At 30.5% G+C, this 17,781-nt stretch carries 9 protein-coding genes; 5 read left to right on the forward strand and 4 right to left on the reverse strand.

Translation table 11 applies throughout. The features are described from left to right. Window positions 1-2: 2 nt before the first annotated feature. Together GQS57_RS04145 and GQS57_RS04150 are read right to left on the reverse strand one after the other, a co-directional pair. Window positions 3-2,594, reverse strand: a complete 2,592-nt coding sequence (locus tag GQS57_RS04145) for a fibronectin type III domain-containing protein (RefSeq protein ID WP_165731329.1) — start codon at window positions 2,592-2,594, stop codon at window positions 3-5. 110 nt (window positions 2,595-2,704) lie between these two features. Continuing rightward, window positions 2,705-4,177, reverse strand: coding sequence for an arylsulfatase (locus GQS57_RS04150; protein ID WP_165731330.1), 1,473 nt, complete (start codon window positions 4,175-4,177; stop codon window positions 2,705-2,707). 525 nt (window positions 4,178-4,702) lie between these two features. On the opposite strand from GQS57_RS04150, the gene GQS57_RS04155 reads away from it, so the two are divergent. From GQS57_RS04155 to GQS57_RS04175, 5 genes are all read left to right on the forward strand, one after another. Beyond that, window positions 4,703-8,866, forward strand: coding sequence for a hybrid sensor histidine kinase/response regulator transcription factor (locus GQS57_RS04155; RefSeq protein ID WP_165731331.1), 4,164 nt, complete (start codon window positions 4,703-4,705; stop codon window positions 8,864-8,866). Between the two features lie 190 nt (window positions 8,867-9,056). Further along, window positions 9,057-10,208 (forward strand): T9SS type A sorting domain-containing protein, encoded by a 1,152-nt coding sequence (locus tag GQS57_RS04160; protein ID WP_165731332.1) that lies wholly within the window; start codon window positions 9,057-9,059, stop codon window positions 10,206-10,208. A gap of 306 nt (window positions 10,209-10,514) precedes the next feature. Then, window positions 10,515-12,914 (forward strand): leucine-rich repeat protein, encoded by a 2,400-nt coding sequence (locus GQS57_RS04165; RefSeq protein WP_165731333.1) that lies wholly within the window; start codon window positions 10,515-10,517, stop codon window positions 12,912-12,914. A 26-nt stretch (window positions 12,915-12,940) separates the two neighbouring features. Next, window positions 12,941-13,117 carry a hypothetical protein gene (locus GQS57_RS04170; protein ID WP_165731334.1) on the forward strand — a complete coding sequence of 59 codons (177 nt, stop codon included), beginning with the start codon at window positions 12,941-12,943 and terminating at the stop codon, window positions 13,115-13,117. Between the two features lie 145 nt (window positions 13,118-13,262). Further along, window positions 13,263-14,891: a sodium/sugar symporter gene (locus tag GQS57_RS04175; RefSeq protein ID WP_165731335.1), complete on the forward strand. Its 1,629-nt coding sequence runs from the start codon at window positions 13,263-13,265 to the stop codon at window positions 14,889-14,891. Window positions 14,892-15,059: 168 nt separating this feature from the next. On the opposite strand, the gene GQS57_RS04180 is transcribed toward GQS57_RS04175, so the two are convergent. Both GQS57_RS04180 and GQS57_RS04185 read right to left on the reverse strand, forming a co-directional pair. Further along, complete coding sequence (locus GQS57_RS04180; RefSeq protein ID WP_165731336.1) at window positions 15,060-15,710, reverse strand: HAD family hydrolase; 651 nt, start codon at window positions 15,708-15,710, stop codon at window positions 15,060-15,062. A 659-nt stretch (window positions 15,711-16,369) separates the two neighbouring features. Next, window positions 16,370-17,647, reverse strand: a complete 1,278-nt coding sequence (locus GQS57_RS04185) for an alginate export family protein (RefSeq protein ID WP_165731337.1) — start codon at window positions 17,645-17,647, stop codon at window positions 16,370-16,372. Window positions 17,648-17,781 lie beyond the last annotated feature (134 nt).

The following is a 17,781-nucleotide window of genomic DNA, read 5'->3' on the forward strand; positions in this document are numbered from 1 at the left end:
GTTTAATTTTTACTTATAAACTGATTTACAATGGCACTTTCAATTTGCTTACCACCTTTTACAACAAAGGCTTTTATAGCGTATTTTGAATTTACTTTTACTTTTGAATTAGGAATAAAAACATGAAAAGATTTATTCCTTTCTACGTCTGGGATTCCTGAAATTTTAATATGCTCTACATTTAAGTAAGAAACATTGTTAATAATTGCTCCGAAAGAATCTTCTGGTTTTAATTTTAATTGATTTAAAACTACTTTAACCAAATACCCTTCTTTTTGAGTTTCTACAACTTGAATTTTAACCTGATTATTTTTTTCTATTGAAAAAGCGGTAGCAATATTAGGATGAAAATTACTCTCACCAACTTCTGTTTCTGCTTTAACCGTATAATAATATTGCGTATTCTCTTTAATAGAAGCATCTACATAAACAGTATCTTTTATGCCACTTGCTACTTTTGTAAACTCATGTAATTCTGTACCTCTATATACATTATAATACGTATTTGGTAATATCTCTTTATTAGGATGCCATTTTACTTCAATTGAATTTGATGCGCTATGTATTGCAGACACATTTCTAGGACTATATGGCACTCTAGACGAAACAAATACTTTTTCTTTTTCTGAAGAAATACTTTTACCCAAACCATTGTATGCGGTAACTGTAAATTGATAATTTGTATTGTCTTTTAAATCTTCTATTCTATATCCAAAAACATTGTCTGTATCTATTTCAATACTTTTATTGTTTGCATCAACATAGTTAATTAAATAACTCGTTGCATTTGGTACACTTCTCCAGAATAAAGTGACACTATTATCTCTTCTTGAAACTTTAAAAACTTCAGGTTTAATAGGTAATTGATATGTTACAGAAACTGCGTTAGATAGCTCACTAATTTTTTCATCATTCTGTGCTTCAACACTAAAAAAGTATTTTTTCTTCGGATGTAATCCGTTCACTAAAAAAGTATTCGTAGCAGGTACATTAATAGTTTCACTTAAGTTTGAAGCATCCGTACCATAATGAATTTTATAGGATTTCGCTTTTGCGATAGCGCCCCATTTTAATAAAACTCCTTCTTTTTCTACGGTAGCTTTATAAATGGTTGGTTGCTCTAATTTATACGAATCCGTTTTCCATTTTAAAACCGATAAACTAAATGGTTTTACAGATAGAATTCCGTTTTTAATTTGAATTTCTTTAATTTCTGTATCTCTCGCGTTTAAAGAATCTGCAGCAATATAAGTCACCAATAAATTGTCTTTCAACAACTTTTCATCAATATTAATTTGATATTGATTTGCAACAGCACTTCTATTACTTAGCACTAAGTAATTATAGCCGTTACTCCCTTTATATCCTTGCGCAAACATTCCGTTTACTTTTGTATTCTTTAAACCATCAACTTGTACATTGTTGGCAATTTCTACATGATATAAGTATTCTGAATTATTAACAGCTTCATTATAAATTTTATACGCTTTACCTTCTAAATCTCTTCGGATACCGGTTAAAACCGTATCTGTTTCAATTTTTAACTTATTCTCGAATGCATTTTCTACCACATTCCCCATTCCTTTACCTGGATAATACTTGTTACTTACCTCGTGCGCACCTACATATTGTGTATTTGTATGTGCTAATTGACGCATTACATATTCAATATTATAAATACTAGAATAAATACCATTTAAAGGTTTGTTCCAAACACCAAATTCTGTAATTACCATTGGCACATCTTTCCAAGTATAATCTTCTATCTCTGACATTGCAGCACTAGAAGTTGCTTCTAATAATTTGGTATTTGCACGTTTGTAAGCTTGTTCTTGCGTATCTTTTTTCCCTGTATGTGGCGCATAAGAATGTTTAGAAAACACATTCCAATATACTCCATGTTCTTTTTGATATTGGTTAATTTCTTTCATAAAAGTCCAAACGCCATCCCAAGTATAATTAAGGGTTAATTGCGCATCCGGAAAAACTTGTTGAATTGCTTCTGCATAAGGTTTCATTTTAGCAGCATAGTCAAAACCATCATTCCACCAAAATCTATTTCTGTTTGGAACGTAAAAATAAGGTTCGTTACAAAATTGCCAAACAGCTACTTCTATATTGTTATTTTTACAGAAACGAGCCAATTCTAAAATCATTTCTGGCGACTCTGTAAACGCATTTACAGTAATAATTAATTTACCGTTTACTTCACTTAAAAGTTCATACAAATCAATAACTCTGTGTGGTCCTTTTACTTTTACATATCTATGTCCTTTTAAAAATGGTTTTGGTTTATCTAACATAGAAATATAATCTAAATCATACTGACCAGTTGCACTGCTAAAAGCATCGCCCATGGTGCCAGAAAAATAACGCAACCAACCTGGTTTTAATTCTTTTACAGATTGTACAAAATCTGGATGTGTATAACTCCAAATTTTGTCTGCTATACGAACATTAAAGCCACTTGCTCCTTTTTTTATAGCATGACCATTATTGGTAGTAATATTTATCTTTTTTAAATCTTGAGCACAAATATTACTTACCAAAAGAAGGCTAAATAACGCAATAAAAAAGGTGTTTTTTAAAATCATAAACAGAAAGAAGAATTAATTTTTATCTATTTAAAAATATACTTGTAGTTAGAAACATAGAATTTCTAACTACAAGTAAAATCTTATTATTTTATTTTAAGCTTCTCTTTTTAAAAAGAAACTTGATTAAAAGTAAACACATCAGAAGGAGTTCTTGCTTCTAAAAACAAAGCCTTCATTTGAGTAACTATTTCTGGGTGTTGATCTGCAATATTATTTTTTTCACCTATATCTGTAGAAAGATTAAACAATTGCATTGGTGCATTTGGTTTCTTTAATACATTATATTTTACAGCTTTCCAATCTCCTTTTCTTATTGCTTGTCTTCCACCTCTTTCGTGAAATTCCCAATACAAGTAATCATGTTGCACTTGCTCTTCTGGTTTGTCTAATAATGTTGGTAAGAAAGAAATACCATCTAAACCTTTAGGAACTTCTACACCTGCTATTTCAGAAAATGTAGGAAATACATCCCAAAAAGCAGAAATTAAATCTGTTTTAGTACCTGGCTTAATTTTCCCTGGCCATTTAATAGCCATTGGCACTCTAATTCCTCCTTCGTATAAATCTCTTTTAACTCCTCTTAAAGGACCAGCACTATTAAAAAATTTTGGATCAGCTCCTCCTTCTTCATGAGGTCCATTATCTGAAGCAAAAACAATAATAGTATTATCCTCTATACCTAAAGCCTTTACTTTATCCATAATTTCACCCACTTGAGTATCCATCACTTCTATCATAGCCACAAAAGCTGCATGAGATTCATCTTGAGATTCGTATTTACCTAATCTAAATTCCGGACCACTATCGGTTCCTTTAAATTTCTTTTCTGGTAAATATTTTCCTCTATACTTTTCTATTAAGTGTTCTGGTGCAGCTAACTCTGCATGAGGAATAATAGTAGGCACATACATAAAGAAAGTAGTGTCTTTATTTTTTTCTAAAAACTGAATAGCTTCTTTCTGAATTAAAATAGGAGCATACTGTTCTTTTTTACCATTATCATTACCTGTTAAAGCAATAGAATCTCTATTAGACCATAAGTGGTTTGGATAATAATTATGACCTAAACGTTGACAATTGTATCCATAAAAAGTATCAAAACCCTGGTTAACAGGATCTCCTTCAGAACCAGGAAATCCTAATCCCCATTTACCAAAAGCACCTGTTACATAACCACCTTTTTTTAACGATTCGGCTAAAGTAAATGTATTCGCAGGAATTGGGTATTGCCCTTCTGGCATAATTTCTTTGTTTCCTCTAACAGGTGTATGCCCTGTATGCTGACCTGTTAATAAAGCAGATCTTGAAGGAGCACAAACCGTATTACCTGCGTAATGTTGTGTAAACATTAAACCTTCAGTAACCAATTTATCAATATTTGGCGTTTTAAACATTGTCTGCCCATAACTACCTAAATCTCCATAACCAAGATCATCTGCTAAAATATAGATAATGTTTGGTTTTCTTAAAGACGTTTCTACTTCTTCCGAACTACTTTTTTCTGTTGAACTTTTTGAGCCACACGAAATCACAGTGAAGACTAACAAAGCTAAAGAGAGAAATTTTAAACTTTTATTCATTTCCTTTTAATTTTACTTTAATTTACTGATTTGCATAACGAAATAAATTCGCTAGGTTCAAATATATTATTAAAAGAATATTTAAAAATATACAAAACACCCTCTTAATGTTGCATTTTTAGCCAAATATCACAAAAAATTGAAAAACGCAACATTAAAATCCCAACACAGTATCAACAGACATCTCCAACCTTATTGAACGTCTCATTTTACAGACACTAATTTTGTTGCATTTTACAACCTCTTATATATCTAGCGATCTATTCATACTTTTTCCAAAATTTAATTAACAAAACTTGCTAAGCACTAGAAAAAAAAGCAACAGAAAAACATGCAAAGAGAAGTAAATCAGTGGTTCAATTAATTAAAAAACACTAAAAAAGGAATAAATTAACCCAAATAATCTAATTTTGCAACATAAACAACACCAAGATGCAACATTTACCCTCCGTTAAGCATCTATAGAATTAAGGTAAAATAGATAATATTATAGTACCCGTACAGAAACTATTAATAATGAACTTTATGATTATAAAACTACCAAAGATTATAACCTGTAAACCACTATTAAAAAAAATATTCCTGTTTATATGTCTAACTTTTGTTACCATAAGTTTCTCTCAAAAAAATGAACCTTATTTTAATGACTTAATAATACAAGGTTCTGCATTTAATAAAAAGATAAATGTGTTGTTTGAAGATAGCATTGGTTACTTATGGATAGGAAGTAATAATGGGCTATTTAGATATGATGGGTACAATTTAGTGTCTTATCAACAAGATGCTTTTGAACCTTTTTCGCTACCTAATAATAGTATTAATTCTATAGTAGAAGATGAACACAAAAATTTATGGATTGGTAGTGAGAGTTATTTGATTCACTTTAACAGAAAAGAAAATAAGTTTAAAGGGTTTAATAAAAACATTACTTCAGAAGTTTTATACAAAAGTAAAAGCGGAAAAATTTTTGTTCAATTAAAAGGAATAGGACTACTTAAAATAGATAGTAACAAAGACTTTGAAAAAATAAACAGTACAAAAAACTATACAAACAGTATTGCAGCCTCAAAACTAAAGGCACAGATAAACTCTTTGATAGAAGATGATTTTGGGAGATATTGGATAGCTACAAACAAAGGTTTTTTTATCTTAAATGAAGATAACACTTACACAGAGACAAATTTTAAAGAAGAAATTGTTAGTGTAAAAGACCTTGGAAACAATAGGTTTGCTGTAATTACCCCTCACGGTTTTTTTATTTTAAAATATAATAAAGCAGATTTAGCGCTAGAAAGATTAGAAAATTACCCAGATTTTACCAACTCTAAAGAAGAACAAACTACACTAACCTCATTAGCAATAAGCCCTAATAATGAAGATTTATGGATAGGAACTAAAAGTGGATTATTTAAAGCAACGAGAAACAATAACAATTATACTTTTATCAGATACTCTAAAGAGTCTGAAAGCGGAAACTTAAAAAACAACTTTATTACCTCTATAGTTTTTGACACTTATAGTAACCTTTGGATTGGTTCTTTAAAAGGAATCAATAAATACCGTATAAGAACATCTATTTTTGAGTATAACGAAATAAAAGCACCTAACAATACAGCTAATGATTTAACAAATTGCTTACTCTTTTATGCTCCTAATAATATCTTAGTAGGTATGAATACAGGTCTTTACACTTATAATACTAGAAAAAACACATCAACAAAAATAGAAACTGGAATCCGTAATATTAAACATATCTCATTTAATAATGAGAAGGACAAACTTTATATAACATCAGGTAATAGTCTATTTGAATCTGAACCTTATAAAAATGACACCAATAAGCTAGCACTAACAAAGTTAAAAACTTATAAAAATGAAATTACTGATATTAAAGTAATTAATAAAAACGAAATTTGGGTTGCACTTTGGAACGGTGGTGTAGATATTATAAATAACACGAATGAGATATCTAAATTTAAACAAGATATTATTACAAGACTGGCTAAAAACCATACCTCAGTTTTTCTTTTAACTGAAGATCAAAATTTATGGATAGGAACAAGGGGAGAAGGTCTCTATAAAGTAGATTTAAACAATGAAACAATCGAAGAATATACACCAACTATAGAAAATAAGTTAACATCTAATGCAATCTTAAGCTTGTATGAAGATAAAAACAAAAATATTTGGGTTGGAACAAGAAGTGGCGGTTTAAACCAATACGTTAAAGAAACAAATAGCTTTAAAAGTTTTAGAAAATTAAATGGAGTTTTATCTAATACTATTTCATCTATAGAAGAAGACTACGATGGTAATATTTGGTTAAGCACACAAGATGGTTTGGTTCGTTTTGATTTAACAACAGAAAAATTTATTCCCTTTAAAATTGAAGACGGAATTAAAGAAAGTCAGTTTAGTTTTAATTCTAGCGCTTCAAACCATAGTAAAAACACCATTTATTTTGGATGTGCAGAAGGTTTTTACACAGTTCATAGCAATTATTTCTTTCAAAAAAGTGTCTTACCAACCACAGTAATCACAAGTTTTGCAACACTCGGAGCAACAAAAAGTAACGAGATAAATTCAGAATTACACATTTCTAATCACTTAAATGTAGATGCAAAAGAACCAATTACGCTACCTTATAATCAAAACAATATTGTAGTAAACTTTTCCTCTTTAGACTTAACAACTCCATATAAAAATGAGTATGCTTATATGTTAGAAGGTCTAAATAATTATTGGGTATACACAAGTGCTTCTAATAGAAATGCAAATTACAATGATCTTTCTTCTGGTACATATAAATTTAAAGTAAAGAGTTCTAATAGCGATGGTGTTTGGAATGAAATACCAACAGAACTAACTTTTAAAATAATGCCTTCTATTTGGAGGTCTAATTGGGCTTATTTAACCTACTTTCTAATTAGCGTAATACTCATTTTTATCAGTATTAAATTAATTAGAAGATGGTACCGATTAAAACAAAACCTTGTAAAAGAAACTGTGAGTAGAGAAAAGGATAATGAGCTTAATAAAATGAAAATGATCTTTTTTACAGACATTTCTCATGAATTAAGAACACCATTATCACTTATTCTTGGTACGATAGAAAAAGTAGTAAAAGAAAAAAAGTTTACCCTAAGTCCACTTACCTCTCAACGTATTTACAATAATACATTAAGAATGCACAGGCTTATAAATCAGATAATGGATATCCGAAAATTTGACCAAGGAAAGTTCAAATTAAACATCTCTAAAAATGATATTATAAAAGATGTAAGCATTATAAAAAATGCCTTTAATGATTTTGCAAAAATCTATGATATTACATACAACTTTACTTCAGACGAACCTGCTAAAAAAGCATGGTATGATGTAGATATTTTAGAAAAAATACTTTTTAATTTATTATCAAATGCTTTCAAATACACTCAAGAAGGAGGAGAAATAAGTGTTGAAACAAAAATAGTTTCTACAGAAGACCAAGAGCTTACTAATTTAAACCTTCCTAAAAGCGAATACATAAAATGTATTGTAAAAGATAACGGAGTAGGTATTCCTGAAAAAGATTTAGTACATATTTTTGATAGATATTACCAAGCAACAAAACCCTATAGTAATCAAATTCCGGGTACAGGAATTGGTATGGAATTGGTTCAAAAACTAATAGAAAGACACCATGGACTTATTCTTGCAGAAAGTGAAGAAAACAAGTTTACCGAATTTACTTTTTACCTACCAATTAGTAAAAAAAGGTTTCATAAAAATGAAATTTTAAAAACAAGTACACCGTTATTAAAAAACTTTATTAAAAATTCAGAATTTCAAGTTATAGAAGAAATTTCTTCCGAATACGATCAAAAAACAACTCCAAAAGACATTACAAAACCTACTATTTTAATTGTTGATGATAATTCTGAATTAAGAACAATGGTTAAAGAAGAGTTAGTTGGTCAATATAATATATTAGAAGCATCAGACGGAAAAGAAGGCTATGATATTATCTTAAAAGAACAACCAAAATTGGTTATTAGTGATATTATGATGCCAGTAGAAGATGGAATTTCTATGTTAAAAAGAATAAAACAAAATCCAAAAATTAAAAGCATTCCAATTTTTATGCTAACTGCTAAAAATTCTCCTGACACAAAAATAGAATGCTTATCTATGGGTGCCGATGATTATATAGAAAAACCTTTTAGTATGGAGTTTGTTAAATGGAAAGTTAACAACACCTTGGTATCTAGAAAACAGCTTAAAAACGAATATAGTAAAGTAATTACAGCAGCTCCTTCTGAAATTGAAGTAGAATCTAATGATGAAAAATTTATAAAAAAACTAGTCGGTATTGTAGAGAGTTCTATGGGAGACCATTTATTTAGTGTAGAATACCTCGCAGCAGAAGTAGGAATGAGTAGAGCAAATTTATACAGAAAACTAAAGGTAATTCTGAACGAAACACCTGTTAATTTTATAAAAAAAATACGTCTAAAACGTGCCGAACAACTGTTAAAGAAAAATAGTATGTACATTTCTGAAGTTGCCTACTTAACAGGTTTTAATAATCAAAAGTACTTTAGTAAATGTTTTAATAAAGAATACGGCATTAGTCCTTCAGAATACATAAAACAACACAAAGATCCTATTGAAAATAGTGATACCTCGTATATGGATAATGATTCTTAAAACACCTTCCTTTTACTATTAAAGTATATCTAAAATTTGCTAACATTAACTATGTATAAATCTTGTTATAGCCTAACCTATAACAAGATGCAACATTCCCCCCCATATTTTGAAACAATAGTATGCCCTTTTTAAGTATGTTTATTTTTAAATTAGCAGAGATTAACATTAACTATTTAAATTAGACAAAATGAAAAAAAACTACTTTTCACTTACTTTATTATGTGTTAGCTTTTTAGGGTTTGCACAAGAATTTACAATAGACTTCGAAGGCTCAGACCCTCTTAGTAATTTACCTACTGGAGTAACAAACGTTGATGGTATGGGTAATATAGCTTATATTGATGATGAGAGTCCTGCAGGTAACATTCAAGTATACATAAATGCAAATGTATATATTGTAACTGCATTAGGAAATGACATGGAACTAAGTGTTGATGGTGAAGTTTCTAGACTTCCATTTGCAAATGGAATTATTACTGACACTAGTAAATCTAGTAAAGTTTTACAAACAGATTATACAGGACACATAATAATTGACGAGGCTGCTATTGGGACTGATGATTTTTCTATTAGATTAGATTATATGATATTTGGTCATAATATGACTATTGATGCTGGGTTTATGACCATAGTGGGAGAAGAAAGTGCTGGTGTTTGGAACTCAGACAGAATCGTTTCTAGAAATGGTGGGTTTACATCAGGTATGGGGCTTTCTGTAGGTGGAGATGATGGTTTTAGATATGGTAAAAAAAGTGGTTCTACATTTACACCAGAATTTAATGATGTTGTTTTAACTTACACATCATCAGATAAGTTATATAGATTGTATAAAAATGGAGAGTTAAAAACAACCTCTAGTGCAGAACAAGCAAGTGGAGAGTGGAATAATAGAAAAATATACATCGGTTATAGTGGTGCAAATCACCCAGCAAGTAATCCATCTAATTTAGATACAAGTACAGGAGAGTTTACAAGTAATGGAGTTTCATCGGTAAATAGAAATGCAGACTTACAAACTAGAATGGATAATATTCAAGTTTATAAAAGAGCAATATCAGATGCAGATGTTACAAAACTATTCAATGGAGGTACTTTATCTGTAAACCAATTATCTAAAGAAACTTTTAAAACATTCCCTAACCCAGTAAAAGATGTGTTATACTTTTCTTCTAACACTATTTCTTCTGTAGAAATCTATAATATATTAGGAGCTAAAGTACTTTCTCAAAAAGTAACAAACGGTGTAGATATGAGTGAATTAAAAGCGGGTATCTATTTATTAAAAGCAACAGACTCTAACAATTTAGAAATAAAAACTTTAAAAGTAATTAAGGAGTAACAAGGATTATTATTTGAATTTGGTAAGGAGTAAGAAATTTTAAATTTCTTACTCCTTATTTTTTTGTCTAATTATTAACCACAAAAGATGTTTTTGCTAAGAAACAATAAATTACAAATATTTAAGTTTTATTATTTATAATATCAGGCACCGCCCGAGTGTGCATAAAAATCTCATTAAAACCCTATAAATTATAGGGAAACTTTTTGACTCTGTAACATAATTACTCCTATTTCGATACAAAACACCACCATATTAACAATTAATTAACAATAAGTTTGTAAAGAACAATTAACAAACTATAAAATGAAAAAAAATTATTTAACAATTACAATGGTAATGTTTATTACCTTATTTTCTACAATGCTAATCAAAGCGCAAACAATTGGAGATGTTTTTACTGTAGATGATTTAATTTATGAAATAACGGATTTAGCATCAAGTGGTGCAGCTAATACAGTATTGGTATCTAACAAAAATAGAGGTAATACTGCCGCTCCTTATAATGTGCCTTACCCAAATGCTACTTTAACAATACCTGCCACTGTAGATTACACAGACGGAGCTACATTAACTTACACAGTAACTAATATTACATCAGATGCATTTAGAGGTAACACTAACATAGTAACACTTGTTATTAATGCTACAACCCTGTCAGATTCTTTTAGAACTTTTAGAGATGCTACAAATATTACAACAGTGTCTATACCTAATTTAACTTCTGGTTTTTTTGGTGCTCTTAACTTTCAAGGTTGTACAAAATTAGAGTCTATTTCTGCTCCAAATTGGACAGGAGTTTTTAATAATTCAGTATTTCAAGATTGTAGTGCATTAACAACTGTTACCTTGCCAGGTCTTACAGGTGTAAATAATAATACATTTCTTAGATGTAGTTCATTAGTAACTATTAGTTTACCAGCTTTAACAACTGCAGGTAATCAAACTTTCAAAAATTGTAAATTATTAACGAACGTTAGTTTACCAGTTCTTACAACTACAGGCGCACAAACGTTTGCTGGTGATGTTGTTGCAAATGCAAATCAAATAGTATCTCTAGATTTACCACTATTAACAAATATAGGTGGTTTAAATTTTTGGAATACAACTTCTTTAAAAACATTAAATGTACCTGTTGTAGAAACTATTGCTGCAAACGCTTTTAACGGTACAGGTTTAGAGGTTGTTTCTTTTCCTGCAACGCTTACTGCTATTGATGGTAACAATACCTTTCACAACGCTTCAGGCTTAAAATATATTGCTTTTGCTAATGCAACAGTATTAGATATTGATCCAGCTATGTTTGGTACAGCTGAGACTAGCATTGCATCTAATCCTACGTTAGTTGTGCCAAATGGTGCAAGTGCTGCATTTGAGACAGCTACAGATTATGCTATTTTCTCTATTGTAGAAGGAACGTTATCTAAAACAACAACAGACGTTACTTATAGTAGAACTTTAGCAACAGAAAACTGGTTTTTAGTATCTTCTCCTGTAAATGATGAAAGATATGATGGTACATACGTAACCGCTAATAGTATTGATGCTACAGGAACTCTTGCTGCTAATAGAGGAATAGCAACATATACTACAAACGGAAATAGTTGGTCTTATATGCAAGTTGGTGAAGATTTACCTTTTACACCTGGTGTAGGATATTCTGTAAAAAGAGAAGATGCAGCTGGTGCAGGAGAAATTTCTTTTACAGGTACATCTTTAAATTCAGGTAATATTGATAATATTCCTGTTTCAACAGATACAGATGGTTATAATTTATTAGGAAACCCTTTTTTAGCAAATATTAATAGTGGTGCTTTTTTAACTGCTAATGCAAATCTTTCTGGTGAAATTTGGTTATTTAACCAATCTAATGGAAATTACGAAAACCATGTAACAGGAGATAATAAAGTATTAACTTCAGGACAAGGATTTTTTGTAAAAGCAAATAGTGGATCTGTTGTTGATTTTGCTACAACTATTCAAACTAATTCTACAACGGGTACTTTTCAAAAAACAGCGATATCAAAAATTAAACTACTTATAAATAGTGGAGATACTGAAAGATTTGCAAAAATATACTTTACAGAATCAGCTACAGCAGGTTTTGATAAAGGTTGGGACGGAGCAACTTTTACTGGTGTAGCTAATAATTTTGATGTATTTACACAGCTATTAAAAGACAATACAGGTAAAAACTATCAAGTACAGTCTTTATCAAATGAAAGTATAGAAACTTCTGTAGTTCCTGTTGGTTTAATTTCAGAAGCAGGTAAACAAATTACTTTTTCTGCTGAAAGCTTAAATTTACCAGAAAATGTTAAAGTATATTTAGAAGATAGATCTAGTAATACATTTACAAAATTAGACGAAAATGCAACTTATAAAGTTTCTTTAACTGAAGCAGTAAATGGAATTGGCAGATTTTATTTACACACTACAACTCAAAGTGTTTTAAGTACTTCTGATGCTATTTTAGAAAATGTAAGCATTTATAAATCTAATGCAACTACTTTAAAAATTGTTGGTTTATCTCAAGGAAAAACAAACGTTAAATTATTCAACATTCTTGGTAATCAAGTTATCAACACTTCTTTTAATTCAAATGGAGTTAAAGAAATCTCATTACAAAAATTAGCTACCGGAATTTACATTGTTCAATTAGAAACGGAAGCTGGTAAATTAAGTAAAAAAATCATTTTAGAATAATTAACAAAAATTTAGACTCAAACATCATGAAAAATAACATAAAAAATACAGAAGAAATAACTCGTAAAGACGCTTTAAAAAAGATTGGAAACTACGGTAAATATGCAGCATTAACTGCATTGGGAACTTACCTTATTCTGAATCCACAGAAAGCACAAGCTTCAAGTCCAGAAGCTATTTCAACTCCAGGAACTGGGTTTTAAATAAAATATGAATTCCCCCAATAATTAGTAATATGCCTCTTAATTTATTTTGAGGCATATTTATAGTTTAATAATAAGTAGTATCAGTAAAGGGCTTTACAATTTTAGTAATAGCTATTAAGTAATAAACAAATCATAATAAAAAATGAAAGCAGGTTTTGAAATGTGGGACTATGTAGTTTTTATTGCATATGCCATTTTAATTTTAGGTGTAGGTTTATGGGTCTCTAGAGATAAAAAGGGACACCAAAAAAACGCAGAAGACTACTTCTTGGCAAGTAAATCTTTGCCATGGTGGGCAATTGGTACTTCTTTAATTGCAGCCAATATTTCTGCAGAGCAATTTATAGGAATGTCTGGTTCTGGTTTTGCCTTGGGTATTGCAATTGCTTCTTATGAATGGATGGCAGCCTTAACCTTAATAATTGTGGGTAAATATTTCTTACCTATTTTTATTGAAAAAGGATTGTATACCATTCCTGAATTTGTTGAAAAACGTTTTTCTACCAATCTTAAAACCATCTTAGCAGTATTCTGGTTAGCACTTTACATCTTTGTAAACCTCGCTTCTGTATTGTATTTAGGAGGTTTGGCTATTGAAACCATTATGGGCGTAGATATGATGTACGCTATAATTGGTTTAGCTTTATTTGCAGCTGCGTATTCTTTATACGGAGGTTTATCTGCAGTAGCTTGGACAGACGTAATACAAGTAGTATTTTTAGTTTTTGGTGGTTTGGTAACTACTTATTTAGCTTTAAACACCGTTTCTGGTGGAGAAGGAATGTTAGCTGGTTTCTCTAAAGTTTGGGAAGCAGCACCAGAAAAATTCCACATGATTTTAGAAGAATCTAATGATAACTATGTAAACTTACCTGGTATTTGGGTATTGGTTGGTGGTTTATGGGTTGCCAACTTGTACTATTGGGGTTTCAACCAATATATTATTCAAAGAACTTTAGCAGCTAAATCTTTAAAAGAATCTCAAAAAGGGATTTTATTAGCAGCATTTTTAAAATTAATAATTCCTTTAATTGTGGTAATTCCGGGTATTGCAGCATACGTGATGGTAAATGATCCAGCTATTATGGCTAATTTAGGTGAAGCGGGTATGTTAAATGTACCTTCTGTAGATCAAGCTGATAAAGCATATCCTTGGTTGTTACAATTTTTACCAACCGGATTAAAAGGTGTTGCTTTTGCAGCTTTAGCAGCGGCAATTGTATCTTCTTTAGCTTCGATGTTAAACTCTACATCTACCATTTTCACCATGGATATTTACAAGCAATACATCAACAAAAATGCAGATGATAAAACTACAGTAAATGTGGGTAGAATTTCTGCTGCAGCTGCTTTGGTTATTGCAGTAATTGTTGCGCCATTATTAGGTGGTATTGATCAAGCATTTCAATTCATTCAAGAATATACAGGTATTGTAAGTCCTGGTATTTTAGCAGTATTTATGTTAGGTTTATTTTGGAAAAAAACAACCAATAATGCAGCAATTTGGGGAGCGATTTTATCAATTCCGATTGCATTGGCATTAAAGTTTATTCCAATTGCAGTATTCGAACCTTGGATGCATCAAATGGGGATTACAACGCTTTTAACTTTGGCTATTATTATGATAATGAGTAATATTCAGAATAAAGGAGCAGATGATCCTAAAGGAATTGAAATTACGAAAGATCTATTTAAAACGTCTCCATTATTTAATATGGGGTCAATTACAGTTTGTATTTTACTAACTGTATTGTACTGTTTATTCTGGTAAGAAATACCAAATAGTTTATAACAAAAATCGTCTAAAGAAATTTAGACGATTTTTTTTATTCAATTCATTCTATGCTAGATATAGTATACCAGTTAAATTATATAATCTCGTAAAACAATTAAAACTCAAAATGTCTTCCTGAGCTTGTCGAAGGATATTAAATTGGTATTATAATATAATCTTCATCAAATCTAATGGATGTTCTAAAATATGCGCTGCTCCAGCTTCTATCAATCCTTTTTTATCTCTAAACCCCCAAGACACACCAACAGGAAGCATTTTTGCTTTTTTAGCGACTAGAATATCGACATCTGTATCTCCAACAAAAATGGTTTCTTCTGGTTTTATCTGTGTCTCCTCACAGATTTCCAAAGCTACTTTCGGATTTGGTTTTTTATCAACCTCAACTTTCAATCCTAAAACCGGACTTAAAAATTCTGGTAACAAAAAGGCCGATATTTTTTTAGTCAAAGTATCTTCTTTATTAGAAAGCACACTTATTTTAATATTCTTAGCCTTTAATTGATGTAATAAATCTAAGATCCCTTCATAAGGTTCCGTTTTATCAATACAAATTGCACTGTACACCTGCATCATATCTTTAAGACACGCTGCTACTTCTTCATCCTTAGGGTTTTCATCTGGAAGCGCCTTTACCACCAAACTTCTAACTCCACTGCCTACAAAAGTTTTGTAAGTTTCATAATTGTAAGTAGGATATTTGCGTTTTTCGAGTACAATATTCATTGCATCGGCAATATCTTTTATTGAGTTAACGAGCGTTCCATCTAAATCGAAAATAACAGCTTTATACTTCATTTTTTTTTGATAAAATTACTAATAATATCATGATTACACTCTGAAAACGCGGAAGACTTTCTATATTTTTCAAATAATATATCATCATTCGAGTTTGTTAAAAAGATGTAAAAACCGTTTTTATAAATGACCAAAAAAAGACATTCTCAACAAGCAGAATTGTCCATAAAAAAATTAGTCTTATTCTTTTGTTTTAACCTCAAAACATAAAAAATTCGTGAATTAGTGGCTTTTTTTATGCTAAATACATTCCACCCAACTCAAATATGCACACAACAAAACCATCCCAGTTTGTCACTTCGAGTTTAAGAGAAGTCTCATAACAGTGATACCACAGCAATATTTACAAACTTTATATGATTCCTCAATCGCTTGAAAAAAGCTCATTTCGGAATGACAAACTGTGAGTATAAACACCGAACGTCACTTCGAGTCTACGAAAAGCCTCATAATAGTGACGCTACAACAATTTACAAGCCTTATGAGATTTCTCCCTGCGGTCGAAAAGACAAACTGTGTGTTAAAAACATTTTTAAGAGACTACTATTCACCTTATATAAAAGAAAAAATCCCTCTAAAAGAGGGATTAAAAACATTAGTTATTATAATTCTTAACACTAAAAGGAATTATAATACTAATAGTTTACTGTACTACTTTATTATTTTCCGCTTAAAAACTTAGGCTTAATTACCAACATTGCCCAAGCCCAATTTTGTGTTCCTGCAGCAGCCGCTTCAGTAACTCCTTTTAACTCGTACATACCATCGCTTGCAAACATTTGAGAATACCCAAGTGCTAAAGAATAGCCTTTAAATTTCTTACTATAAACCAAGTCTATTTCTGTTCCTAAAGATTTTTCTCCACTTGCTAAGGCTTGTTCTCCTCTAAAATTAAGCGCTTTTACCATTAAACTAGAAGAATCATTTATAGTAAATTTTGCGCTTACATGATAATCTACCAAACCAACTGAGTTTGCATGATTACCTACATAGAAATAATCCATAAACCCATTAAACTTATGGTTTGTTCCATATAATGGAAAGAAAGCTCCGGTTTCTCCTGCAGCTCCATCATTACCACTTATTACCTCTAAACCGGCTCCTAAACCAACTTTTGGAGCTACTTTGTAAGTTGCATCTAAACCAACTAAATACGCTCCTTTTACATCTATATTACCTTGACGTTTTCCTGTTTGTAAGAATGCATTTGCAGACAAACCAAAACTTCCATCTTTGTATTCTAAATGAGTTCCTAAAGTTTGTAAATTACTTACGCCGTCTGCTTCATTTGTGACAGCATCAAATTCTTGAAATCCGTTATTTAATAACAACAAACTCCCAGATAATTTTGCCCATTTTTGTTTCATATACAACATTTGCATGGTTTTATATGAAAAATAACCTGTTGTATTATACGCTGTTCCTGTAGATTGAAATCCTGTTGGATTTGAGTAATCTTGATTAAATGCTAAAGCAACATCTAACATGAAATTTTCCTTTCTATACTTTAATAAAGCAGCATCGTGATTTCTACCTTGCTGCGCCCAATCTAAACCTCCTAAAATTCTTTGATCATCATAAGATAAAACTTGACGACCAACTCTTGTAGAAGTATTTTCACCTAACTTCAATTCTGCCCAAGCCTGAAAAACGGCAAAAGAATTATTTTGATCGTAAGGCAAAATTTGTCTATTTTCTCCCCAAACCATTACATCTTGTAAACTAACATATACCCAATAATTATCGGTCATGTAGCTCGTATTTAAACGTACTCTTGTAGAAATTCCAAAACTTGCATCTGCTGCATCCGGAATTAAACTTCCAAAACCATTTCTATATTCTGTACGTGGTCTAAATTCTCCATCTAACGTAAATTGTGCGTTTACAAATTGGAAACTCACTAACAACAACGCTAAAACTATGTATTGTTTTTTCATTTTTAATTCTATTTTAAGTTCTGATTTTTATTTTTTATTTAAGGTGTAATATAAAAAGACTAAAACATCTTTTTTGTGATAAATATCATATTTATGGCTAGCATAAAAGAATATCTTAAATCTTTTAATTCGTT

It is taken from the genome of Polaribacter sp. 20A6 (genome assembly GCF_011378915.1).
In the GTDB taxonomy this organism is placed as follows: domain Bacteria; phylum Bacteroidota; class Bacteroidia; order Flavobacteriales; family Flavobacteriaceae; genus Polaribacter; species Polaribacter sejongensis.